Source organism: Paludibacterium flexuosum (assembly GCF_037076605.1).
GTDB lineage: Bacteria > Pseudomonadota > Gammaproteobacteria > Burkholderiales > Chromobacteriaceae > Paludibacterium.
The window spans coordinates 3320981-3345688 of the sequence record NZ_AP029060.1; the positions used below are offsets into that span (position 1 = coordinate 3320981).

A 24708-nucleotide genomic window follows, 5' to 3' on the forward strand; every position below is an offset into this window, starting at 1 on the left:
GCTGCCTGTGTGGTGCGCTGTTGACCGGCATTTATCGCCGTCCCTGTTTCTTCGTTGGCATACCTCTGGGTGACGCTGTCAGAAGGGGTGGGTATACTTGCATTCCTCTTTAGATGAATAGAAGCCTTGTGGCGACGAACTGCTTTGAGCAGGTGGTCCCTGCTGGTTCGTGACCGATCTGGATCTCTCGTGGCGCAGAATCTCGTAAAAATTCAAAATTATCGTCCTGATATTGACGGCCTGCGCGCGCTGGCCGTGCTTTCCGTGGTCTGTTTTCATGCTTTTCCCGGCCTCTTGCCGGGGGGCTTTGTCGGGGTAGATATTTTCTTTGTCATCTCGGGGTATTTGATCTCCGGCATCATGTACAAGGGGATGGATGCCGGGTCTTTTCGCTTCTCCACCTTTTATGCCCACCGAATCAAGCGGATTTTCCCCGTTTTGTCGGTCGTGATGCTCTGTTGCTATTTTTTCGGCTGGTTTGCCCTGTTGCCCGACGAGTTCCAGACGCTGGGGCGTGAAATGCTCGGTGGCGCGGGTTTTTACGCCAACCTGCTGCTTTGGCAGGACACGGGTTATTTCGATACGGTGGCCCACACCAAACCCCTGCTACATTTATGGTCGCTGGGGGTGGAGGAGCAGTTTTATTTCGCCTGGCCCTTGATTCTGTTTGCCGCCTACCGCCTGCGCCGTGCGACGCCGGTGGTGATTGTGTTGCTGATGGCCGCCTCGTTCGTGTCCAGTCTGCACCTGATGGCGATTGATCCTGCCGGTAGTTTCTATTCGCCGTTGAGCCGCTTTTGGGAGTTGCTGGCGGGCGCCATGCTGGCCTGGCTGGTAAAAAGTCGAACCTCGGCGGAGGCTGGCCAGCCGCCAGCCGGGTATCATGGCTTGTCCGTCATCGGTGGCGTGCTTCTGCTCGGGTCTGTGTTTTTGCTGGATGAAAGCCGGATTGCTTTTCCCGGCTGGTGGGCCACGCTGCCTGTACTGGGTGCCTTCTTGCTGATTTATGCCGGACCGGATGCCGTGCTCAACCGGCGGCTGCTGTCCCATCCGCTTGCCGTCTGGATCGGGTTGATCAGTTACCCGCTGTATCTCTGGCATTGGCCGATTCTGTCTTTCTCGCGCATCGTGCTGGCGCAGGATCTGCCTTGGTGGGGGCGCTGTCTTGCCGTCGCGCTGAGCATCCTGCTGGCCTGGATCAGCTGGCGCTGGATCGAGCGACCGATCCGTTTCGGCATCCCCGGCCGGGGAAAAATTATTGTGCTGTGCCTGCTGATGGCCCTGGTGGCCTGGCTGGGACACGATGCTGAGCGACGCCATGGGCTACCTTTCCGCATCAAGTTGCCGCTGTCGGTGATGGATGATGGTATCAGCCGTTTTCCGCAGTGCCCCGACGTCATCGGCCAGGGGGCCAATGCGCCCGAATATTGCCGCCGTTCGGCAGGCAACCAGACTCCGGATCGGGTTGTCATCGGTGACAGCCATGCGCGCAGCGTGTTTCCAGGATTCGCCAGTATGGATCAGCAGCATGCCTGGCTGTTGCTGGCCAACCCGAGTTGTCCGCCCACCCTTGGTCTGACGATCCACGAGCCGAATGGCGTGCGCCATTGCGCCGCCCGGCGGGACCGTGTCATGCAATATGTCGAAGAGAACGCCTCGATTCACACGGTCGTGCTGGCCTTCTTCGCTGACTATATTCTGGATACCGATTTCGCCGGCCAGCGCAAAATTGACCACTGGGCCAGCTCGGTGCAGATGAGTAGCCCCGATATGCCGGGTGCCAGCAAGGCCGAGCTGTTTTATCACGGCCTGGAAAACACCATCCGTGCCCTGACCAAGGCCAACAAGTCTGTCGTCATCATGATGGATGTGCCGGAGTTGCCCTTCCTGACCCACGATTGCGTCCAGCGGCCTTTGTTTAAGCTGACGCCGCGTTGCGAGCTGGCGCGTACGACGGTTCTGGCTCGTCAGGGGCAGGCACGTTTGATGGTGAAAAAACTGGTCGCCAACAATCCGCAAGTCCGAGTGTTCGACCCGATCAATGTGTTCTGTGGCCGAAGCCAATGCAAGGTGACCGACAGCGGGACTTTGCTCTACCGGGATTCCGATCACTTGAACTGGGCGGGAAGTCGCCTGCTGGCGCCGCCCTTCCTGTCCTGGCTCCAGGGTGGGCAGCAGTGGGGGGGCGCCGCGGCTTACCCCGCACCGTAACTTGCCGGCCGGCGGACCGCGCGTCAGTCAGCGCATGACGAGGGTGGCAGGTCTGGTGCCAGCCACCCTCTGCTGCCTTCGCCTCATTCTGGAGACACTGACCTATTCCGGTGTCGCCCAGATGACTGCAAGTGACGCCACAGCCGCCCGCAAATCATTTAATATTGCGAGTTGCTAATCTCACTTCATTTCCAGGACAACCGGCATGTCTGATCTCGTGGTCCATGGCGGCCTACCCCTTAAAGGCCGTATTACCCCTTCCGCCAACAAAAACGCCGTGCTGCCGATTCTGTGCGCCACATTGCTCACCCGCGAACCGGTGACCTTGCGAGGCGTGCCGGACATTACCGACGTGCGCAAGATCCTGTCGGTGTTCCGCGAGCTGGGCAGCCATGTCGAAGGCGAGCTGGATCAGGGCCTGTTGACCATTCACCACCACGACACACATTTCGACATTGCCCATAACCGGCTGCCGGAAGAAATGCGCTCTTCCATCATGCTGGTTCCTCCCCTGCTGGCGCGCTTCGGTTGTGCCCGCATCGAGAACGATGTGCAAGGCTGCACCCTGGGGGTGCGTGAAATCGACCCGCATGTGGAGATTTTCCAGGGCTTTGGTGCCGAGGTGCTGCGCGGGGCGGAAATGCTGCTGGTCAAGGCGCCGCAACCCCTGCATGCGCAGGATTGCTGGCTGGACTATGCCTCGGTGACCACGACCGAAAACTTCGTGATGGGCGCTGCCATGGCCGATGGCACCTCGACCCTGACCAATGCAGCCTGCGAACCGCACGTGCAGGAGTTCTGCCGCTTCATGCAGCAGATGGGCGCCGAGATCGACGGTATCGGCACCTCGCGCCTGACCATCCGTGGCGTGCAGTCCCTGCATGGTGTCGACTTCAGCTTTGTCGAAGACTTCCACGAAGTGGTGACCTTCCTGGCGCTTGGCGCCATCACCGGTGGTGACATTCAGGTCAAAAACGGCGCGCCGGAGTTCTTCCCGCTGATTGATCGTACTTTTGCCAAATTCGGCGTGCGCGTGGTGCATCAGGACGGCTGGTCGCAGGCCTTCGTCGATGACGGCCTGCGGGTGCGGGAACCCTTTACCCGCAACATGCTGCAAAAAGTCGAGGCGGCGCCGTGGCCCTATCTGGCCGTGGATCTGCTGCCGATCTTCATTGCCCTGGGTGTCCGCGCCGAAGGCAATATGATGTTCTGGAACAAAGTCTACGACGGGGCGCTCGGCTGGACCTCGGAGCTGAGCAAGTTCGGTGCCCATGCCTTCATTTCCGATCCGCACCGCGTGGTGACCTTTGGTGGCAAGCATCTGGTGGCCGCCGAAGTCGAAAGCCCCTACATCATCCGGGTCGCCATTGCACTGCTGATGCTGGCCGCCAGCATCGATGGCAAGTCCAAGATCTTCAATGCCACGCCGATCCGTCGTGCTCACCCGCGGTTTGTCGAAAACCTGGTTTCACTCGGTGCGCGTATCGAGTGGGTCGAAAACGGTCATTGAGGACGGGGTATGAGCAAACTGAGAGTAGGGCTGATCTTCGGCGGTCAGTCTGCCGAGCATGAGGTGTCTCTGCAGTCGGCCAGGAATATTGCCAATGCCATGGATCCGGCGCGCTTTGACGTGCTGCTGATCGGCATCGACAAACAAGGTAACTGGCATGTCAGTCCGGCCAACGATTATCTGCTGCATGCAGATGATCCGGCCCGCATTGCCTTCAAACCTTCTGGGCAGTCGGTGTCGCTGCTGCCCGGCGCCGCCAGTCAGCAACTGCGTCACGCCGCTTCGGCCCACCCGCTGGCACAAATTGACGTGGTGTTTCCGATCGTCCATGGCACCCTGGGGGAGGATGGCTCCTTGCAGGGGTTGCTGCGCATGGCCAATCTGCCTTTTGTCGGCTGTGGTGTGCTGGGCTCGGCAGTCTGCATGGACAAGGATGTCGCCAAGCGTCTGTTGCGCGATGCCGGCTTGCCGGTGGCGCCTTTTGTCTGCGTGACGCGTGCCAATCGTGCCTCGCTGCGTTTTGCCGATGTCGAGGCCAAACTTGGCCTGCCTCTGTTCGTCAAGCCGGCCAATCAGGGGTCCTCGGTCGGGGTCAGCAAGGTGCATGACGCCAGCGAGTTCGACCAGGCCATCGATCAGGCCCTGCGCTTTGATCACAAGGTGTTGATCGAGCAGACCATTGTCGGTCGAGAGATCGAGTGTGCGGTGCTGGGGAATGATCAGCCGCGGGCCAGTGTTTGTGGCGAGATTGTACTGAGCGACGAGTTCTACTCTTACGACACCAAGTACATCAGTGACAGCGGTGCCCGTGTGGTGGCCCCGGCGGACCTGCCGGACGATCTCCATCAGCGCATCCGCGACATCGCGGTGCAGGCTTTCCAGGCGCTGGATTGCCGTGGCATGGCCCGGGTGGACGTGTTCCTGACGCCATCGGGCGAGGTGATCATCAACGAACTCAATACCTTGCCGGGGTTCACCAACATCAGCATGTACCCCAAGCTGTGGGAAGCCAGTGGTCTGAGCTATCGGGATCTGATCAGTACCCTGATTGACCTGGCGCTGGAACGTCACCATCAGGACACGGCCCTGGCCAGCACCATTCTCTGATTGCCGATGCTCATCGAGGCGCTCGATCTGTCCAGCAAGGCCGTTGCCACAACCTTGCTGGCGGTGCATCGCGCCGCTTATCTCCATGAGGCGGCCTTGCTCGGGCGACAGGACTTTCCACCGCTGCAGGTCGGGCTCGAGGTACTGCAAGCGACTGCCTGGCAGTATCGCGGGGCCTGGCAGGGGGCACGCTTGCTGGGGGCCCTGGCGATTGAGCCTGATCCTGACGGGGGCTGGTGCATCGCTTCTCTGGTGGTTGACCCAGGCTGCCACCGCCAGGGGGTCGCACGGGCTCTGATGCAGTCCCTGCTGGCGGATTGCCCGCGGCAGACATTGCACGTCCAGACGGCGCTCGCCAATCAGCCCGCGCTGTCCCTGTATCAAGATTTCGGTTTTGTCGAGGTTCGCCGCTGGTGTGTCGGTGAGCCTCCTCTCTCTTTGGTGCGGCTGATTCGCCGTCACCCTGCCTCAGGTGATTCTCATCTTTTAGTGTAGTGTTAATTCCATTTGCATGGAGAGTGACACGATTGCTAACATGGCCGGCCTTTCTTGCCAGGAGCCATCATGACCATGCCCCATCAAGCCACCAGTGTGTTGATCCTGTGGCAGCAAGGTGAGCAGTACCTCTGGCAACGGCGTGCCTTCGATGATGCCGATTATCCTGGCTGCCTGGATTTTGCCGCGGGCGGTGGTGTGGAGCCCGGAGAATCCTTGTTGCAGGCCGCGCGAAGAGAGTTGCAGGAAGAACTGGGTGTGAAGGATTTGCCTCTGAGGCCCGGACCTGTCCTGCTGCTGGATGAGGAATACTGCGCTTTGTTCATTGCCGAAGGTGCGGCCCTTGTGCGACCAGGGCCGGAGGTGGCCGAGTTGTTGCCGTTGACCTTGACGGCGATCCGGCGCTGCGACCCTGGCCAGTTACATCCACAGCTTCATGCCTGGCTGGCCATGCCATCCGCCGATCCGGCAGCCCTCTGATCTGTTCGGCGGCAAGTGTGGCCGCTGTTTTTTTGTCGGACAGTTAGGCTGTTGTCATTTTTCTCGGACGTGAATTTGTATAACTTTACAGCATTGACTATGTGTGGATGACAATGTCAATACGCTGGCGTGATGCTCAAGAACTGTTGCAGAAAGAGAACACAAGCCACCCAAAGGTGTCTCATTAAAGAATGAAGAAATTTGTATTTCGTCCGTTGTATGGCTTTTTTACAACAAATATTGTCGCAATGTTGTAATGCAACAAAAAAATGTTCGATAAAAATCTCTTTTGTTTCCAAATGTTTAGCGCTGCATGAATTTCAAATGACTTTTGTGACAGCGGTTTTACGCCGATTGGGCGTCGAGCGACAGGGGTGGTTTGATGCGACTTCAACAATGTTAATTGACTCTAATATCGCTCGATTACAGAATCATACCCACCTGACATGAACAGGCGGCCATCACCGACCTGGCATGCAGACTCGGTCAGCGCAGTGCGTGATCCGTGCTGCGCCCTGAATATCAATGTGGAAAAACGAAAAAATGAAAAAACTCTCTCTCGTTATTGCAGTGGCAGCCGCTCTGCCTGTGTTGGCTCACGCAGATGTCACCATCTCCGGCAACCTGGCCGTTGGTATTGGCTCGACCAAGACCACTGAGAAGGGTGTTCGCCAGACTGGTGTCGATGACTACGGTTCCAAGATCCGTTTCACTGGTGAAGAAGATCTGGGCAATGGCCTGAAGGCGCTGTTCAAGGTTGAAAACGGTTTCAACACCGACGGCGTGCCGACCGGTGGCAGTGGTTCGGGTCTGTGGGCCAACCGCCAGACCTATATCGGCCTGAGCCACGATTCCTTCGGTGTACTGCGCATCGGCTATGTGAATGACATTCTGGGCGACAACGAAGCGGCCGATAATCTGGGTGGCGCCCGCGGTGACCGCGGCTATGCGACCGTACCGACCTATGATAACGGCTTGCTGCCTGCTCCGTTCTACGGTGCTTCGCCGGATGGCGGCACCAAGTTCTTTGCTGGCGACGGCCGTGCCAAGAATACCATCCGTTGGGATTCGCCGACCTGGGCTGGCATCAGCGCCAGCGTGCAATACGCCGCCGGTGAAAATGCGACTGCCAACACCAAGGCTCAGGACTACTGGGGTTATCGTATCGGCTATACCACGCCGGACAACAAATGGTTCGTCAATGGTCTGCAGTGGATCATGACCAGCCCGAAGAGCGCGATCAGCAACAGCTCCACCTCGCGTCTGGAAGCGGGTTTCAATGGCGATGCCCTGAGCTTTGCCGTGTCCTACAGCCTGGATTCCATGTACGGTGATACCACGGCGGCAAGCGGTGCTTGGGTGGATAGTGGTACTAACAAGAACTACAACACCTTCTTCACCAACCACGGCATCTCCAACGTGAACTCCCACCTGACCGCGCGTCACCTGGCTGTTTACGCTTCCTACACCGTCGGTGCCTGGAAGACCCAGGCCGTGATCTCCCAGATGAAGAACTGGAAGGTTGATGGTCAGGAGCTGAATACCGGTGTTCGTCAGTTCGGTATTTCGGAAGTGTATCAAGCCAGCAAGCGAACCAGCTTCGAACTGGGCTATGGTCTGCAGAACGAGAACGCACAATATAGCGAAGCGATGCGTGCTCAGGCTGGTGACTCCACCAAGTTCCAGACTTCGAGCGGCAGCACCGTTTACCTGCAAGTTACGCACAAGTTCTGATTTGAGCCACGCGCTCTGACTTTCGATTTGATAGCCACCGTGCAAACGGTGGCTTTTTTCATTTCACTTTCCCGCCTTCTTAGCCTGTCAGCCAAATCTCCTATATCTAGCGTTCTTTAGGAAACGTCCGATTAATTCCTCATACACGATCCTCTTAGAATTCAACAAATGGATAAAACAACGAGTGGATACCGCGTTGTCATTGATTAACTTGTTGATATTTGATGGGATTTGATATGCAGGCATTGAGTTTTATGAAAGAAGTGATGGGCACCCTGAGCCGTCGTGAAGACAAGATTGCGCCGGTCAATGACACCCCGGTCATGGAGGCTGTCGAGGCGAACGAACCGGCCGTGCTGCCGCTCGCTGAGCCGCAGGAAGTCGCTGCGCGTACGGCATCGGTTCTGGCTTCGGATGCCCGAATTGAGGGAAATGTCGTGGCACAGGGCAGCCTGCAAATTCATGGCACCGTGGTCGGGAATGTACAAGTACCAGGCGGCCATGTGCGCATCATGCGTTCTGGCCGGATCGAAGGCGACATCATGGCGCAAAGCATTGTGATTGATGGCGAAGTCGAAGGTGTTTGCAGTGCCGCGGCGCTGGAAATCCTTGAACATGGCCGCCTGCAGGGCACCGCGCGTTCGCAGCGCTTTTCGATCCGCAAGGGCGGTCAGTTCAGCGGCAAGTCCGAGCAGGTGGAGGATATCGAGCAGTTGTTTGCCAGCAAAGAGCAAGGGCGTGGCCGGCAGGCCTACCGCAAGGTGGCTGCCGACACGCAAGGGCAATGAGTCAGCACCTCGCCGTGTCCATTCCTCTGGCGACGGCGCCCATTCGCATCGCCGGCCTGGTGCAGGGCGATGTGATTGCCGAAGACGCACTGGTCTGGATCGAGGCGGGAGCCAGGGTCGAAGGCGAGGTGCGGGCGGCGAGTCTGTTTCTGGCCGGCGAGCTGGCCGGGAACTGCCGGGCGCAAAGTGTCTGGTTGCAAGCTAGTGCCAGCATGACGGGTTTGCTCGAATGTCTGTGGCTAGCCATGGACGAGGGCGCCCGCTTTGTCGGACAGACCGTCATGCCCGCTTCACCGCCCGTTGACCAGGTGCCGGTTTGGCCCTTGATGGAGTCCGCTTCGGGCCCTTCGGCCCCTACGGTGCCCGCCTCTGTCGGGACGCCGCCAGCGGCTATCGACTGGTCTCGTGTCAGCAAGCCGGGAGTGATTGGTTTGGGCGTGGTCTGTGCACTGATGGGGGGCCTATCTCTGCTGCGCCCTGGAGCGATGCCGGCTATCCGGCCAAACGCGCCAGCCAGTACCTCCGATGTGGTGGCTGCGGCAATGGTTCATATGGCTGCGTCGTCCCCGGAAAAGTCGATTCGGACGGCCTCGGCACCAGACAGCATCAGGGTCGCTGCCACACCCGCAAAGCCTGCGCGGCCGGTTCCGTTGCACGCGTCTGACAAGCTGCCGGTGACGGTACCTGCGCCAGTTCCGGCGTCTGCTGCGCAGAAGGGCAAGACGCCGCCGCACACGCCTGTGGGCGCGATCCCTGCACCCAAAGAGGCCTTGCGGGCACCCCAGGCGGTAACGCCATTGCCCGTCAATACCCCGGTGGCACCCACCAGGAGCGTGGCATCGGCTCCCCAGATGGCGACTCCTCTGGCGGCTGCCAAATCTTTGCCTGGTGTAGTCCTGCCGCCCAAGGCCAACGAGGCGCTGCCGGGGGATGTGGGGGAAGGTGAATTGTTGCAGCAGCTGGCCGCTTTACAGGGGAGCATGCTCAATGCTCTGGTGCTGGAGAGTGCCGGAGTGAAGGGCGAGGACCGATTGCCGGTCGTGGAGCGTATCCGCTCCGTGACGGCAACCTTGCAGCTGACGCGTAATCTGATGCGCAAGTATGCGCATGGCGATGGTGGCCGTGCCGCATATCGTGGTCTGCAGGGTAGTCAGGTCGGTCAATGGGAGCAGTATCGTCATCAGCTGAGCCGCCTGATCTCCACGGTGGATCCGGCGACTCTTCATGCCGATTCGCGTCAGTTGATGGCCAGTCTGGCCCATCTGCCTGCCTAGCCGGTATGCGTCGTGAATCATGACGATGGTATGGTATTATTTGCCATCGTCATGGGCTGATGCGGTTATCAGCCGATTTGTCCCGGGGTCTTGGCATGCGGTCTTGGCTGCACTCTTGCAGTGTATTTCATTGGGCCTTGTGCCTCTCCTTCCTGTTCTCGTTGCCTGCCCTGGCGGCCGTGCCGGTCGTACAGCGCTTTGTGACCGAAGAGTTTCCCCCCTATAGCCAATGGCATGACGGTCAGCTTGAAGGACCGATGGAGGCCATTCTGCAGCAGGTCTGTGTGCGTATGGGCTGGCGATGCCAGACGACCGTGATGCCCTGGCGACGTGCCTTGCGAATGATGGATCAGCATCTGGCCGATGGTATCTATGTGGTGATGGATATTCCGGCCCGGCGGGCTGCCATGCATGTGTCCTTGCCGGTGCTGCAAGGCCGTTACAGCCTGTATGGCCGCGAGGAGAGTCCCTGGCGCTATGCTGGCCCGGCCAGTCTGGCGGGGCTGCAGATCGCAGCGTATGGGCCTTCTGCCACGGAGTATGCGCTGGATCAGTTGTTGCGGGGTGTGCCGGCCCAGAAGCTCGAGGAGCTGGATAACCTGACCGCCATGAGTAAATTGGCCAGGCGGCGTTATGGCCGGGATGGCCTGGTGTTCATTAATGATGATGTCGCTGCCTGGCTGATCCGCCAGAATGCTTATTCCGGGCTGGTGCTCAAAGCCGCCATCCAGCCCATCCAGTACTGTTTTGGCCTGTCGCGCCGCTGGTCGGAGAACGAGATCAGACGCTTCAATGCCACGCTGTCTCAACTGTGTGTCAGTGGCGACACCGAGCGTATCGCCAAGCGCTACGGGTTGCATGCCGCACCCTGCCACTGACGACAGGCCTTTCCGTCTTGCGCTGTTGCCAGCCCCCCTGCGGGACAAGCTGCCCGTCCTGCCTTCACCCCCTGTTGGGTCATGCCGGACGGCAGGCTTGTGCGCGGACTGCAGGCAATAACAAAAATGCATTGTATGTAATTATTTGTTATCTTTCTTGTTTGATTTATAATCATCGGCCCTTTGTTCAGTGGGTTCGATGCATGTCTGCACGTGCCGGACCCTGCTTTGGAGAAAAAAATGCAAATGAAAACGATCCGGCTGGCCGTCCTGGCTTCGGTGCTGGTTTCTGCCGGTGCCTATGCCGCAGAGCCGTTTGTCGGCCCCACGGTTGGTCTGAGTGTCAGCAGCGTGCGCAGCACGGTGGATTTCGGTGGTTCGCTGAATATTCCGTCCATGTCGACGACCCGGACCACTTCGGATCTGAACGTCGGTTACGGTTTTGCCGTGGCACCGAAGGTGGTCGTCAATACCGGCATGAGCATCAATCTGGATCAGCCTTCGCTCGGCAGCTCGAGCTACCTCGGTGGCACCGAAACGGTGTCCGGCAAGATGAAGGATCGCTGGTCGCTGTCGGTGGCGCCGGGCTATCTGGTGACGCCCAAGCTGATGGCTTACGGCAAGGTGGCTTATCAATATGCCAATATCGAAGTTAATGACAGCTTCGTCGGCTCCGTCACCAAGCACTTCCATGGCTGGGGGTATGGCGTCGGTGTGGCCTATCAGCCGATGGCTCATGTAGAGACCAGTCTTGAGTGGCTCAAGACGGAATACAGTACTCAGCACGATGGCATGTCCACCGGTCGTCCGATGACGTCTGCCGTGACGCTGGGCGTGAATTACCGCTTCTGATATTGATGGCGGTTCAGGCGGGGGGCATTGCGCTCCCCGTTTTGTTTTTTGTAGGGCATTTACCCGTTCTGAAGATTGCTCTTCTTTGCTTTTCACGTTAAATCTTTGCTTGAACAGAGATTTCATCCGTTGCAATTTGGCAACCCGCATTACCCCATGACCAATGAATAAAAAATCCGTCAAAACCGATGGTTGTTGGATTTATCTTGATGTCATTGTCTTTGATGCGGCATGTTTTTTTGTCCCTGGTGTCACATACCGGCAATTTTCTTGACACATGTTTGGCACGGACTTACAAAGTCTGTGGACATTTTGATCACCAAACTGGGAAAAAACACATCATGAATGACAGCCCGGAAGAGAAAAAGCTGCATCGCGGCCTGGAGTCGCGACATATCGAACTGATTGCCCTGGGGGGCACCATCGGGGTCGGCCTGTTCATGGGCTCGGCCAGTACCCTGCATTGGGCAGGCCCCTCTGTGTTGCTGGCCTATGCCATTGCCGGCCTGTTCATCTTCTTTATCATGCGCATCATGGGCGAGATGCTCTATACCGAACCGGTCACCGGCTCGTTTGCCGTTTACGCCCACAAGTATCTTCATCCTTATTTCGGCTACCTCACCGCCTGGGGTTACTGGCTGATGTGGGTGGCGGTCGGCATTTCTGAAATCACCGCAGCCGGGGTCTACATGCAGTACTGGTTCCCCGGGCTGCCGCAATGGATCCCCGCCCTGGCCTTTGTCGGTATCCTGGCGGCTTCCAACCTGCTGGCCGTGCGTCTGTATGGTGAGTTCGAGTTCTGGTTCGGCCTGATCAAGATCTCCACCATCGTGGTCATGATCCTGGTGGGCCTGAAGCTGATTTTTGTCGGCAGCGGCAGCATGCCGGCCACCGGTTTTGCCAACCTGAGCGTACATGGCGGCTTCTTTGCCGGCGGCTGGCAAGGTTTCCTGTTTGCCCTCTGTCTGGTCGTGGCAGCCTATCAGGGGGTCGAACTGGTCGGGATTACTGCGGGTGAGGCCAAGAATCCGCAGGTGACGCTGAAGCGTGCGGTGAACAATATCGTATGGCGTATCCTGATCTTCTACATCGGCGCCATTTTCGTCATTGTCACCATCTACCCGTGGAACCTGATCGGCACCACCGGCAGTCCCTTTGTGCAGACCTTCTCCAAGATTGGTATCAGCACGGCGGCCGGCATCATCAACTTCGTGGTGCTGACGGCGGCACTGTCCGGCTGTAACAGCGGTATCTACAGCTGTGGCCGCATGCTGTTCACCTTGTCGCAGAACCGCCAGTTGCCGGCCTTCCTGTCGCGCGTGTCCCGTGGTGGTGTGCCGGTCAATGCCATCTGGGTCACCATCGCCTTCCTGTTGCTGGGCTCCGCACTGAACTACATCATTCCGAATCCTGAGCGCGTGTTTGTGTATGTCTACAGTGCCAGCGTGTTGCCGGGCATGGTGCCCTGGTTCGTGGTGCTGGTGTGCCAGGCCCGCTTCCGCCGTGCTCATGCGGAGGCGATGAAGGATCATCCCTTCAAGTCGGTGCTGTTCCCGCTGGCCAACTACCTGACCATCGCTTTCCTGATCTGTGTGCTGATCGGCATGCTGATCAATCCGGATACCCGGGTCTCGCTGATTGTCGGTACCTTGCTGCTGGCTGCCGTCTCGGTCTGCTACAAGGTGTTTGGTCTGGGGCACAAGCAGCGTGCTGCCATGTCGGCCGAATCCGCCTGACCGATTCAGGCAGGTCCTTCCGGAAACCCGCTGCGGCGGGTTTTTGCATTTCATTCTCCATGCCTGGCGGCATCCCCGCAGACAGAGAACAGCTTGGCAGTAAAAAATGATATTGGCATGAATTTGTGGTAGGGTACGAACACAAACATTCATCGAGTCGACGGGAACGTAGGTGATGAGACGATCAGCAAGCCGCCTGGGGCCTGGTATGGTGGCCATTTGTCTGGCGCTGGCCTGTCTGTCCGGCAGGGCTGATTCTGTGCTGCAGCTGGTGACGGAAAATCAGCCTCCCTTGAACTACGAAGACAATGGTCATATTGCCGGTCTGTCCAGCGACGTCATCGCCGAGATGTTGCGACGGGCTCATCTGAGCGGTCAGTTCAGCGTACTGCCCTGGCCTCGTGCCTATGCCCTGGCTTTGCAATCTGCCAATACCTGTCTTTACTCCACGGTGCGTTCCGCCGAGCGTGAGCCTTTATTCCGTTGGGTGGGGCCGATCGCGGTCAATCAATGGGTGCTGTATGCGGGGCCGGGCTTCAAAGGCCGCATTGGCTCGCTGGATGATGCCCGCCCTTACCGCATCGGCGGTACCCTGCGCGATGCCAAATCCGATTTTCTGCGCGCCAAGGGCTTTACCCGCCTGGACCTGGTGAGTGATGAGGCGCTCAATGCCCGCAAGCTGATGGCGGGGCATATTGACCTGTGGCTGGCGGCTGCCGGTCGCGCCCAAACCCTGATTGCTCAGGATGCCTTTCATGGCATTCGCCCCTTGCTGGTCATCGGTCAGTCCGACCAGTATCTGGCCTGTCACCCGGCCACGACACCGGAAACACTGGCCGCGCTCGACCTGGCCCTGCAATCCATGCGCAAGGACGGCACGTTGCGTCGCCTGACCGGGATGTTCAGTCCCGTTCCCTGATGTCCTTTTTTGTCCAGACGCCCCTTTGCGCCGGACCCACCGGTCTGTCATGGCCTTTGCCTGCCCCCGTGGATCTCTCAACATAAAAGCAAATGCTTTATATTTGCAGGTTTAAATTAAACCGATAATCACAAATGCCGTCCGGGTGCAATCAGTATTTTTACTTGGGTTGGTGTCGCACCACACTCAGAAAAAATTCCGCTGCAATCTGTGTTCCGACAAGGTATCTTTGCGCAAAAAATGCTCATTGTTCCATGTGAGTGTAATAAAAAATGCCAAATGGATGACTCTTGCCGGTGGGGGAGTCGTTGGATGATGAACGAAACAGGAAAAGCCAATCATGCGTTCACTACGTGTCAAACTCATTGTGTTTGTTGCCATGCTGATGGCCTTCATCAGCCTGGTGATTGCCGTGCTGGTGTACAGCCAGATGCGAAGCGGCATGCTCGAGGGGGTGGATCATGAGTTGTCGGGAACGGCACATGGTTATGCCACCTTCGTAAAAGACTGGTACGACGGCAAGCTGACCAATGTCGTGGCCGCCGGTGGTCTGGCCGAGATGGCCGATCCGGTACCGGCCCTGGGCAAAATCAGCGAGGCCGGCGCCTTTAATAAATCGTATATCGGTTTTTCTGACAAACACATTGTCTATTCGGATGGCCATGCCGCCAAACCGGGCTACGATCCGACGGCCCGGCCGTGGTTCAAAATGGTGGCCGGCAGCGGCAAGCCCGGCGTGACGCCTCCTTATGCCGACTTCACTACCGGTCGCCTGACGGTGACCTTTGCGGCACCGGTCATGAGTGGCGGCAGTCTCAAGGCCGTGGCCGGTGGTGATGTGTTCATCGACGATCTGGTCAAGACCGTGTTGTCGGTCAAGTTGCGTGGTAACGGCTTTGCTTTCCTGGTCGGCAAGGACGGCAAGGTGCTGGCCCACCCGAATGCCCAGCTGACCCTCAAGCCCCTGAGCAATATCGCCCCGGAGCTGACGGCAGACCGGCTGGCCAGTGCGTCGGGCAGCGGCGAGACCCTGCAGGTGGCCATGGATGGCCAGTCGATGTATGTGCAGATCATTCCGGTGGCCGGGACGGACTGGCTGCTTGGCGTGGCCATGGACACTTCGGTGGTGACCGACCCGATGACCAAGGTCGTGATCACCATTGCGCTGACGGTTCTGGCGGCGCTGATCATTCTGGTGCCGATTGCCAGCCTGGTGCTGGCCGGCATGCTCAAGGGGCTGCAGCGACTCAAGCAGGCCATGCAGGAAATCTCGCAGGGTGAGGGCGATCTGACCCGCCGCATCGATGTTCCCGGCCAGGATGAAATTGCCGAAACCGCCAGTGCCTTCAATGTCTTCATCGGGCAGCTGCAAAATATGTTCCAGGGCGTGAAGCTGGAGGCAGACCGCCTGATCGAAGGCGTGCAGGGTGCAGGCCAGTCGATTGAGAAGGTGGTCAGTGACTCGCGTGAAATTTCTGATGTCTCCAGCGCCAATGCCGCGACGCTGGAGCAGATTACCGTCAGCATTTCGCATATCTCCGAGGCCGCCAATGAGGCGGATGGGCTGGTGGCGCAGACCGGTGTGGTATCGAGTGAAAGCGCCGGTGACATGGACAAGCTGTCGCAAGAGATGGGTGGCACGGTGACCGTGGTCAAGGGCCTGTCGGAAATGCTGTCCTCGCTGGATCAGCGTTCCCAGCAAATTTCCGGTATTACCGAGGTGATCAAAGATATTGCCGACCAGACCAATTTGCTGGCGCTGAATGCGGCCATTGAGGCGGCGCGTGCCGGTGAGATGGGGCGCGGTTTCGCGGTGGTGGCCGATGAGGTTCGCAAGCTGGCTGAGCGTACCGGTGGTGCGACGCAGGAAATTGCCGGCATGGTCGAGCTGATTCGCAGCGAGACCGGTCAGGCAGTCAGCAATATGCAACTGACCGTGCAGTCGGTCGATGGCGGGGTCGGGCTGACGCAGAGTGCGGCCGAACGCATTGCCTCGATTCAGCAGTCCATGCGCCAGGTCGAAGCCAAAATGAACGAGATCGCCCTGTCCACCAGTGAGCAGCACAAAGCTACCACGGTGATTGCCCAGAGTACCGAGCGCATCAATGGTCGCATTATCGAGAATGATCACTCGCTGGGTCAGGTGCACCAGACCCTGTCGACCCTGAGTCAGGGGGCCTCGCGCATGCGCGAAATGTTCTCGCGCTTCAGAGTCTAGTTCGCAGGGAAGCGGATCTCGAGCAACCCGGCTGCGGCCGGGTTTTTCTTTATCCACGCTGCATGATGAAGGACTATGATGTGCGGATTGTCGCCAATGCGAGGGAGTGCAGAGCATGAAGTATCGTTTGTTGGGCCAGACCGGTCTGTATGTGTCGGAGTTGTGCCTGGGGACCATGACCTATGGCAGTGAAGGCTTCTGGAAGGTGATGGGCGGGCTGGAGCAGCAGGCCGTCAACGCACAGCTGCGCTATGCCTTCGATCACGGGATCAATTTCATCGATACCGCCAATGTCTATGCCCTGGGTCAGTCGGAGACCCGCGTTGGCCAGGCGCTGAAAGATCTCGGCCTGCCGCGTGACCAGCTGGTCATTGCCACCAAGGCGACCGGTATCATGAACGACAAGACGCCCAATGACCGCGGGCAGTCGCGCTACCACCTGATGAATCAGCTGGACGCCAGCCTGAAGCGCCTGCAAGTGGATCATATCGACCTGTACCAGCTGCATGGTTTTGATCCGCTGACGCCCTTCGAGGAGTCCCTGTCGGCGCTTGATGACATGGTGCGCAGCGGCAAGGTGCGCTACATCGGGGTCTGCAATATGGCGGCATGGCAGATCATGAAAGCGCTCGGGGTGTCGGCAAGGCACGACTGGGCGCGCTTTGTCAGTCTGCAGGCGTATTACACGCTGGCCGGGCGTGATCTGGAGCGGGAGTTGCTGCCGCTGCTGCGTGACCAGGGCATGGGGCTGATGGTCTGGAGTCCGCTGGCCGGTGGCTTGCTGAGCGGCAAGTTCCAGCGCGATGGCAGCGGGCCGGCAGGCAGTCGGCGGGCAAGCTTTGACTTTCCGCTGGTCGACAAGGGTCGGGCGTTTGACTGTATCGATGCCATGCGACCGATGGCCGAGGCGCGCGGGGTCTCTGTGGCGCAGATTGCGCTGGCCTGGCTACTGGCGCAGCAGACGGTCAGTTCAGTGATTATCGGTGCGCGCACCACCGAGCAGCTGCAGGACAATATCGCCGCCAGTCGCGTGCGCCTGCAGGATGACGAGCTGGCTTTGCTGGATCAGGTGAGTCGTCTGCCGGAAGAATATCCGGCCTGGATGATCGAGCGGCAGGGGCAGTACCGCAGCACCCCGCCAGGGCACGATTGAAAAACCGTCAGGCAAGCATGGCCGCGGTGACGACAAAGTCGTTGCCGTGGCGTTGCACCAGTTTCTCCAGCCGCAGGCTGAGCGTCGGCCAGGATTCCTGGAGCAGGGCCAGGGCAGCCTCCGGTGTACCGTCCGGCTGCTGCAGCCAGGCAAACAGCGCTTGCGGTTCGACATGGAAATAGGCCGGATAGCCATCCAGCCGGGTGTTGACCAGAATGCGCAGCGAGCGGTCAACGCGGGCGCCGAGCAGGGGCATCATGAAGACACCACCGCCGGGCCTTGCAGCGCCAGGGTACCGCTGCGTCCGGGAATCTCGCCCATCTCGACCTGACAGCGGGGCAGTTGGCCGACATCCAGTCCGGCAAACAATTCAGCGCAGGAAACCAGCTGATAGCCCTGTTGTTTCCAGCCACTCAGCAGCCGGTCCAGGGTGTCGAGCAGTCGCAGGCCTTCCAGCTCGGCGTGCAGGGTGTAGACATGCCCTGTCTGCGGAGGTGTGCTGGTCTGGTCCAGAATCACCTGATGCACGTTGTCGGCGGTCAGGCCATCCAGGCCGATCAGTTCATCCAGGGTCGGCAGGGTCGTTGGCAGCTGCGGCACACCCAGCACGCGGCCTTCGGCATCGACCGGCTGGAACGGACAGTGTCCGCGACCGTCGGAGGCGTAGTCGAGCTGCAGCGTGGCTTCATGGGCGTAGGCGGCCGTGTTCATTTGCCAGCCCGCCGCGCCATGGGTGCGCGGAGGCTGACCGAAGATCTGTTCAAAGCGCTGTGCGGCCTTGTTCATCTCGCGCTCGGTCCAGGCGGCGTCCTTGCCGGCCACAAAGTCCTGCCAGCGGATATGGTCCCAGGTGTGGATGCCGACCTCAAAGCCGGCATCTCGCACGCCCCGCATCAGCACCGCTTCGCGGCGGCCGATGTCCGGGCCGGGCAGCAGGGTGCCATACAGCAAGGTGCGGATACCATAGTGCTCGACCACCGAGGTGCGCGACACCTTCTGCAGGAAGCCGCGGCGGAAGACTCGCCGGATGGCGCGGCCGGTATGGTCCGGGCCGAGGCTGAACAAAAAGGTGGCGCCCGCCTGGTGGCGGGCAAAGAGTTCCACCAGGCGTGGCACACCGTCACGGGTGCCGCGCCAGGTGTCGACATCCACCTTGAGTGCCAGCTTGGTCATTACTGGTCGGCCAGGTCGCGCGCGGAGGCGGCTTGATCGCGGTAGAAGTCGAAGATGCCCTTCAGCGCGTCATCCATGGTAACCGTCGGTGCCCAGCCCAGATCGGCCATGGTGTTGGCGATCTTCGGCACGCGGTTCTGCACGTCCTGATAGCCCTTGCCGTAGTACTCGCCGGAAGTGGTTTCCAGCAGCTGCACCTTGGCGGCATGCTCGCGGTATTCCGGATAGGCGGCGGCCAGCGTCAGCATCATGTGGGCCAGTTCGCGGATCGAGAAGTTGTTCTTCGGGTTGCCGATGTTGTAGATCTGGCCCGAAGCCTTGCCGTCCTTGTTCTCGATGATCTTCATCAGCGCGCTGATGCCGTCGTCGATATAGGTGAAGGCACGCTTCTGCGCCCCGCCGTCCACCAGCTTGATCGGTTCGCCGCGCACGATGTGGCCGAGGAACTGGGTGATCACGCGGCTGGAGCCTTCCTTCGGGGTGTGGATGCTGTCCAGACCGGCGCCGATCCAGTTGAACGGACGGAACAGGGTGTAATCCAGACCTTCCTGCTGGCCGTAGGCGGCGATGACACGGTCCATCAGCTGCTTGGAGCAGGCATAGATCCAGCGCGGCTTGTTGATCGGGCCGTAGACCAGATCGGAATTTTCCGGATCGAACTCGGCATCGGTGCTCTTGCCGTAGACTTCCGAGGTCGACGGGAACACCACGCGCTTCTTGTACTTGGCGCACCACTTGATGATCGGCAGGTTGGCCTCGAAGTCCAGTTCGAACACGCGCAGCGGCGCCTGAACATAGGTGGCCGGGGTGGCGATGGCCACCAGCGGCAGCACCACGTCGCATTTCTTGACGTGGTATTCGATCCACTCGCGGTTGATGGTGATGTCACCTTCGAAGAAGTGGAAGCGCGGATGATCCTTCCACTCGAGGACGCGGTCGGCATGCATGTCCATGCCATACACTTCCCAGTCGGTGGTTTCGATGATGCGCTTGGTCAGGTGATGGCCGATAAAGCCGTTGACACCGAGGATGAGGACTTTTTTCATGTTGTCAGCTACCGTTTCGAATTAAATAGGGAGCGACGCGCGCTCACCGAAGCACGCGGCGAATCTTGCAGTATCCAGCGGGCTGCCGTCCAGATCTGCGTCAAGAATGCGTAAAACACCTCCATCGGCGCAGTCCAGTCGCAGGTGGGGACCATCGATACTCAGGCAGGCCCGATCGGCTTGTCGCCCGGCGACGTCCAGTCGGCGGGTTTTCCACAGTACCAGCCGGCCGGCCGGCGTATCGGCAAAGGCACCGGGGTAGGGATGTGACAGGGCGCGCACGAAGTTGTGCAGTGCCTGCGCCGATTGTCGACCATCCAGACGACCGTCTTCCGGGCCGCGCCCGCCAAAGTAGGCACCCAGGCTCAGATCCTGCTGCGTCAGTGTGGCCGTGCCGTCAATCAGCCGCGGCAGGCTGCGGGCCAGCACGATTTCGGCGGCAACCACCACCTTGTCGAATACTTCGGCAGCGGTATCGTCCGGCAGGATCGGCACGGCAAACTGATCCACCAGCGGACCATTGTCCGGCTTGACGTTCATCTGGTGCAGGGTGGCACCGGTTTCGGTTTCGCCGTGGATCACCGCCCAGTTGATCGGCACACGACCGCGATACCTCGGCAGCAGCGAGCCGTGCATGTTATAGGCACCGCGTGCCGCGCAGGCCAGCAACGGTGCCTTGAGCATCTTGCGGTAATAGAACGAGAACAGGAAGTCCGGCGCCAGGGCCCGGATCTGGGCCACGACAGTCTCGGCATTCGGATCTTCCGGCGTGATGACCGGGATGTCGAAGTCGGCGGCGACGCCCGCCACACTGTCAAACCAGATGTTCTCCGCGGGATTGTCCTCGTGCGTCACCACCAGCGCCACCTCGACGCCGGCGCCGATCAGCGTTTTGAGACAACGCACGCCGACGTCGTGATAGGCGAACACCACGGCCCGCGTCATTCTTTTTTCTCCAGCACGGCGCTGATCAGATAGCGCGGACGCTTGCGGACTTCCTGATAGATGCGGCCAATGTACTCGCCCAGCAAACCAATGCCGAACAGGGCAATACCGATCAGCAGGAAGGCAATCGCGAACAGGGTGAACAGCCCGCCTTCTTCCGGCCCGATGATCAGGCGCCGGGCGCCCATGTAGAGCACCAGCAGGGCCGAGAGCATGGATACCGAAATGCCGAGGAAAGAGAACAGTTGCAGCGGCACCAGCGAGAATCCGGTCATCAGGTCGAAATTCAGCCGGATCAGCGAGTACAGCGAGTATTTGCTCTCGCCGGCGAAGCGCTCCTCATGGCCGACAACGACTTCGGTCGGCTTCTGGGCAAACTGGTAGGCCAGTGCCGGGATGAAGGTATGCAGCTCGTTGCACTGATTGATGGTATCGATGATGCGGCGGCTATAGGCTCGCATCATGCAGCCCTGATCGGTCATCTTGATGCGGGTGATGCGTTCGCGCAGGCGGTTCATGGCGCGCGACGCCAGGTGACGCCACATGCTGTCGTTGCGCTGGCGGCGGATTGAGCCGACGTAATCGTAGCCCTCGTCCATCTTGGCCAGCAGTACGCCGATATCTTCAGGCGGGTTCTGCAGGTCAGCATCCAGCGTCACGATCCGTTCGCCACGGCAGTGTTCGAAACCGGCCAGGATCGCGCGGTGCTGGCCGAAATTGCCATTGAACAGCACGACACGGGTCACCTCCGGGCGCAGATTGAACTGGTCGGCCAGCATGGCGGCCGATCGGTCACGGCTGCCATCGTTGATGAAAACGATTTCGTAGCGGATGGCCAGGGCGTCCAGTGCCGGATAGAGCCGGGCGAACAGGGCCTCCAGCACGGCTTCTTCGTTGTAGACCGGGATGACCACGGACAGATGGATAGTGTCAGTCATGTTGGTTCAATTTAGTACAGGTTGCATGACACGCAACAGCGCATCACAGACGCGATCAACATCGCTGTCCTGCATGGCAGGGAACAGCGGCAGGGTGATGGTACGATTGCCGATATCCTCTGCCACCGGGAAATCGCCGGCCTTGAAGCCGCGCGACTTGAACAGGGTGAACAGATGCATGGCGGGATAGTGCACGCCGATGCCGATGCCTTCTTGTTTCATGGCATCGATGAATTCCCCGCGCGACAGGCGCATGCGCGCCAGCGGCAGCAGCGGCTGAAACATGTGCCAGTTGCTGTTGGCAAAGTCGGCCGGCGGCAGTTCCAGGCCCAGCGCCGGATCCAGGCGATCGAAGTAGCGACGGGCCAGTTCGGCGCGACGGGCATTGAAGCTGTCCAGCCGTGCCAGCTGGCCCAGGCCGATGGCGGCGGCAATGTCGGTCAGGTTGGCCTTGCCCCCGAGGACATCGACGTCCATGGTGCCATCCGGCAGACGGGTGACACCCTGCAGGCGCAGCTTCTCGAACAGCCGGGCTTCTTCTTCGTTATTCATGACCAGGCAACCGCCTTCGCCACTGGTCATGTTCTTGTTCGGGTGGAAACTGAACGACACCAGATCGCCATCCTGGCCGATGCGGCGTCCGTTCCAGCTGGCTCCCATCGACTGGGCGGCATCTTCGACCACGCGCAGACCATGCTGACGGGCAAGCTGGTACAAGCGGTCACGATCCACGGCCAGACCACCCAGATCGACCGGAATCAGCGCCCGGGTACGCGGGGTAATGGCCTGCTCGATCAGGGACAGGTCGATATTGCGCGTGCGCGGATCCACATCGACAAACACCGGCGTGGCACCCAGCGCCAGAATGACATTGGCCGTGGCAATCCAGGACAGCGGCGTGGTGATCACTTCATCGCCGGGGCCGACGCCCGCAATCTGCAGCGCCATTTGCAGGGCGGCCGTGGCCGAGGTGACGACCCGTACCGGGCGTCCGCCAGTCCATTCCGACAGGCGTGCCTCGAACTCGCGGCAGCGCGGCCCGGTGGCGAGCCAGCCGGAGCGCAGTACCTCGGCGACCGAGGCGATGGTCGCTTCGTCGATATCCGGTCGGGTAAAAGGCAGAAAATCCATGACAATCCTCTCGTCAGCTGCGAGCAACCAGCACTACGCCAATGATGATCACGGCGATACCGGCCATGCGCTGGGCGGTGATCATTTCACCGAACAGCCACCAGGCAAGCAGGGCATTGACCACATAGCCGATCGAGAGCATCGGATAGGCCATGCTGACTTCGACGCGCGACAGGGCCAGGATCCACACCACCACGCTGACTACATAGCAGGACAGCCCGCCGAAAATCGGCAGATTGGTGGCCAGCTTCCAGCCGATCGGCAGAATGTTGGCGGGGGAGAAATCAAAATGCCCGATCTGGCGTACGCCGGCTTTCAGGCACAACTGGGCAGCTGCGTTGAGCAGCACGCCGAACAGGATCAGGGCAAACTCGATCAGTTTCATGGCTTGGCCACCACCAGGCGGCGCGGGTCACTGTAGACGACCCGCATCGGCACACCTTGTGCCTTGAGCAATTGATAGGTATCGGCGGACATCATGGCCAGTGCCCGATGACTGCCGTGCCAGCGCAGGACGAAGCCATCCAGCGTGGGAATCCACTTCGCCGGCTCGATCTTCTCGCCGAGCTCGAACTCGTCGACATAATCAACCAGCGTGACCGGGCGCTGCAGGTAGAAGGGCAGGGTCTGGTCATAGCTGCGCACCGAGAACACCTCGGTGTCGGGCGTCGGTTGCAGCAGCTGGACAATTTCCTTGCTGCTCTTCAGCTGCGCATAGGGGTTGTAGCCGATCATCGCCAGCGTCAGCGCCGACAGGCTGGCCAGCGACAGGGCGATGACCGCCGCCGTCTTGCGCTCCAGAACGAGAAAGCGCCAGGCGCAAGCCGTGCCCAGCACGAACACCAGGGCGCCGAGCGCAATATGGCGTGCCAGCGGCTGCAAGGCGCTCAGCGGCACATCCGCCTCTACCCAGCGGTGGCTGAAGAAGCTGGTGACCAGCAAGGCCAGCCAGAACAGCAGGGGAACCAGCAGGTGTTTCATCAGCACGGACGGCCGCTGACGCGACAGATAATGTCCCGCCAGCAGCGCCAGCGCCGGGAACATCGGCAGAATATACGAGGGCAGCTTGGAACCGGACAGGCTGAAAAACACGAAAATGAACAGGGCCCAGACCAGCAGCAGACGGTCCCGCTGCAGTGACTCGCGGCCCGCCCGCTGCATTCCCTGACGCAGAACGGCCGGCAGCAGGGTGACCCAGGGCATGAAACCGATCAGCAGGAAGGGCACGAAGTACCAGATCGGGCCGCTGCGACGATGCTCTGTGGTCAGGAAGCGCTCGACATGCTCGTGAATGAAGAAAAACCGGGCGAAATCCGGGTTTTTCAGCGAGACCAGCACCAGCCACGGTGCCGTCAGCGCAAGCAGCAGGATGATCCCGGAGATCAGGTGCAGGCGGCGCCAGAAGGCAAACTGGCGGAACAGCAGGCTGTAGAACACCAGGACAGCACCTGGGATGGCGATGCCGATCAGCCCCTTGCACAGGATGGCACCGGCCATGCCGGCCCAGCTCAGCCACATCCAGCCGCGACGCTCGCTGCGGCCTGCATCCTCGCGCTGAGCCAGCAGGAAGGCACACAGCGTCATGGTCAGGAAGCAGGTCAGACCAGTGTCCAGATTGAGAAAATGGCTGTTGAGCATCACCCAGCTGCTGCTGCCCATGATCATGGCCGCCAGATGGCCGGCATCGCTGCCCCACAGCCGGCGTGCCGTCAGGCCCACCATGCCGATGGAGAGGAAGCCGGCAAGCGCCGGCCAGAGGCGGGCGGCAAACTCGGTGATGCCGAACAGCTTGAAGCTGATGGCTCCCAGCCAGTAGGGCAGGGCCGGCTTCTCGAAATAGAGCAGGCCATTGAGGCGCGGCGACAGCCAGTCGCCACTTTGCAGCATGCCCAGCGACAGGGTGGCGTAACGCCCCTCGTCAGGGCTGATCAGGGTGTTGTGTCCGATCGAGCCGAACCAGATGACGGCAAAAACCAGCCAGGCGAACCAGGCATGTCGGGTCGGTGTCGCAGCGGTATCAAAGGTGTATGTGGTCATGGGTCGGCGGTGGACGCGGCGGGCTCGGGTGGACAAAGCGACGGGTGAATCGCCAAAGTCTGACATAATAACCATGCTGACTT

The 24708-nt window shown here is 59.9% G+C and carries 22 protein-coding genes; 14 read left to right on the top strand and 8 right to left on the bottom strand.

Going from position 1 to position 24708, the window contains the following annotated elements; translation table 11 throughout:
• Positions 1-189: 189 nt before the first annotated feature.
• The 14 genes from AACH39_RS15775 to AACH39_RS15840 all read left to right on the top strand — a co-directional run bounded on the left by AACH39_RS15775 (position 190) and on the right by AACH39_RS15840 (position 17355).
• Positions 190-2211: an acyltransferase family protein gene (locus AACH39_RS15775; RefSeq protein WP_338620548.1), complete on the top strand. Its 2022-nt coding sequence runs from the start codon at positions 190-192 to the stop codon at positions 2209-2211.
• Positions 2212-2416: 205 nt separating this feature from the next.
• Positions 2417-3721: a UDP-N-acetylglucosamine 1-carboxyvinyltransferase gene (locus AACH39_RS15780; protein WP_215777717.1), complete on the top strand. Its 1305-nt coding sequence runs from the start codon at positions 2417-2419 to the stop codon at positions 3719-3721.
• Between the two features lie 9 nt (positions 3722-3730).
• Positions 3731-4828: a D-alanine--D-alanine ligase gene (ddlA, locus tag AACH39_RS15785; RefSeq protein ID WP_215777715.1), complete on the top strand. Its 1098-nt coding sequence runs from the start codon at positions 3731-3733 to the stop codon at positions 4826-4828.
• Positions 4829-4834: 6 nt separating this feature from the next.
• Positions 4835-5323 carry a GNAT family N-acetyltransferase gene (locus AACH39_RS15790; protein ID WP_338620549.1) on the top strand — a complete coding sequence of 163 codons (489 nt, stop codon included), beginning with the start codon at positions 4835-4837 and terminating at the stop codon, positions 5321-5323.
• Positions 5324-5392: 69 nt separating this feature from the next.
• On the top strand, positions 5393-5803 hold the full coding sequence (locus AACH39_RS15795) for an NUDIX domain-containing protein (protein WP_215777710.1): 411 nt from the start codon (positions 5393-5395) through the stop codon (positions 5801-5803).
• A 543-nt stretch (positions 5804-6346) separates the two neighbouring features.
• The gene (locus AACH39_RS15800) at positions 6347-7537 is read left to right on the top strand and encodes a porin (RefSeq protein WP_338620550.1); all 1191 of its coding nucleotides are present in this window, start codon (positions 6347-6349) and stop codon (positions 7535-7537) included.
• 254 nt (positions 7538-7791) lie between these two features.
• Positions 7792-8325: a polymer-forming cytoskeletal protein gene (locus AACH39_RS15805; protein ID WP_338620551.1), complete on the top strand. Its 534-nt coding sequence runs from the start codon at positions 7792-7794 to the stop codon at positions 8323-8325.
• Positions 8322-9599 (top strand): polymer-forming cytoskeletal protein, encoded by a 1278-nt coding sequence (locus AACH39_RS15810; protein WP_338620552.1) that lies wholly within the window; start codon positions 8322-8324, stop codon positions 9597-9599. Before AACH39_RS15805 ends, AACH39_RS15810 begins: the two co-directional genes overlap by 4 nt.
• Positions 9600-9694: 95 nt before the next feature.
• Positions 9695-10477: a transporter substrate-binding domain-containing protein gene (locus AACH39_RS15815; RefSeq protein ID WP_338620553.1), complete on the top strand. Its 783-nt coding sequence runs from the start codon at positions 9695-9697 to the stop codon at positions 10475-10477.
• Positions 10478-10717: 240 nt separating this feature from the next.
• Entirely contained in the window at positions 10718-11329 is a 612-nt protein-coding gene (locus tag AACH39_RS15820) for a porin family protein (RefSeq protein ID WP_215777698.1), read from the top strand.
• Positions 11330-11670: 341 nt separating this feature from the next.
• The gene (locus AACH39_RS15825; protein WP_338620554.1) at positions 11671-13065 is read left to right on the top strand and encodes an amino acid permease; all 1395 of its coding nucleotides are present in this window, start codon (positions 11671-11673) and stop codon (positions 13063-13065) included.
• A gap of 175 nt (positions 13066-13240) precedes the next feature.
• Positions 13241-13984 carry a transporter substrate-binding domain-containing protein gene (locus AACH39_RS15830; RefSeq protein ID WP_338620555.1) on the top strand — a complete coding sequence of 248 codons (744 nt, stop codon included), beginning with the start codon at positions 13241-13243 and terminating at the stop codon, positions 13982-13984.
• Between the two features lie 340 nt (positions 13985-14324).
• Positions 14325-16202: a methyl-accepting chemotaxis protein gene (locus AACH39_RS15835; protein ID WP_215777690.1), complete on the top strand. Its 1878-nt coding sequence runs from the start codon at positions 14325-14327 to the stop codon at positions 16200-16202.
• 115 nt (positions 16203-16317) lie between these two features.
• On the top strand, positions 16318-17355 hold the full coding sequence (locus AACH39_RS15840; protein ID WP_338620556.1) for an aldo/keto reductase: 1038 nt from the start codon (positions 16318-16320) through the stop codon (positions 17353-17355).
• Between the two features lie 7 nt (positions 17356-17362).
• Here AACH39_RS15840 and AACH39_RS15845 read toward each other — a convergent pair whose 3' ends face one another.
• Genes AACH39_RS15845 through AACH39_RS15880 form a run of 8 tightly spaced genes read right to left on the bottom strand, consistent with a single transcriptional unit; the run spans position 17363 to position 24625 of the window.
• Positions 17363-17614: a hypothetical protein gene (locus AACH39_RS15845; protein ID WP_215777685.1), complete on the bottom strand. Its 252-nt coding sequence runs from the start codon at positions 17612-17614 to the stop codon at positions 17363-17365.
• Positions 17611-18528, bottom strand: a complete 918-nt coding sequence (locus AACH39_RS15850; RefSeq protein WP_338620557.1) for a polysaccharide deacetylase family protein — start codon at positions 18526-18528, stop codon at positions 17611-17613. The genes AACH39_RS15845 and AACH39_RS15850 overlap by 4 nt, the downstream gene beginning before the upstream one ends.
• Entirely contained in the window at positions 18528-19574 is a 1047-nt protein-coding gene (locus AACH39_RS15855) for a bifunctional UDP-4-keto-pentose/UDP-xylose synthase (protein WP_215777681.1), read from the bottom strand. Before AACH39_RS15855 ends, AACH39_RS15850 begins: the two co-directional genes overlap by 1 nt.
• 21 nt (positions 19575-19595) lie before the next feature.
• Positions 19596-20519 (bottom strand): formyltransferase, encoded by a 924-nt coding sequence (locus AACH39_RS15860; RefSeq protein ID WP_338620558.1) that lies wholly within the window; start codon positions 20517-20519, stop codon positions 19596-19598.
• The gene (locus tag AACH39_RS15865; protein WP_215777676.1) at positions 20516-21457 is read right to left on the bottom strand and encodes a glycosyltransferase; all 942 of its coding nucleotides are present in this window, start codon (positions 21455-21457) and stop codon (positions 20516-20518) included. Before AACH39_RS15865 ends, AACH39_RS15860 begins: the two co-directional genes overlap by 4 nt.
• Before the next feature lie 6 nt (positions 21458-21463).
• Positions 21464-22588, bottom strand: coding sequence for a DegT/DnrJ/EryC1/StrS aminotransferase family protein (locus AACH39_RS15870; RefSeq protein ID WP_215777674.1), 1125 nt, complete (start codon positions 22586-22588; stop codon positions 21464-21466).
• Positions 22589-22601: 13 nt separating this feature from the next.
• A complete protein-coding gene (locus AACH39_RS15875; protein ID WP_215777671.1) occupies positions 22602-22973 on the bottom strand; it encodes an SMR family transporter in 372 nt (123 codons plus the stop codon).
• The gene (locus AACH39_RS15880; RefSeq protein ID WP_338620559.1) at positions 22970-24625 is read right to left on the bottom strand and encodes a glycosyltransferase family 39 protein; all 1656 of its coding nucleotides are present in this window, start codon (positions 24623-24625) and stop codon (positions 22970-22972) included. The genes AACH39_RS15875 and AACH39_RS15880 overlap by 4 nt, the downstream gene beginning before the upstream one ends.
• Positions 24626-24708: the final 83 nt, after the last annotated feature.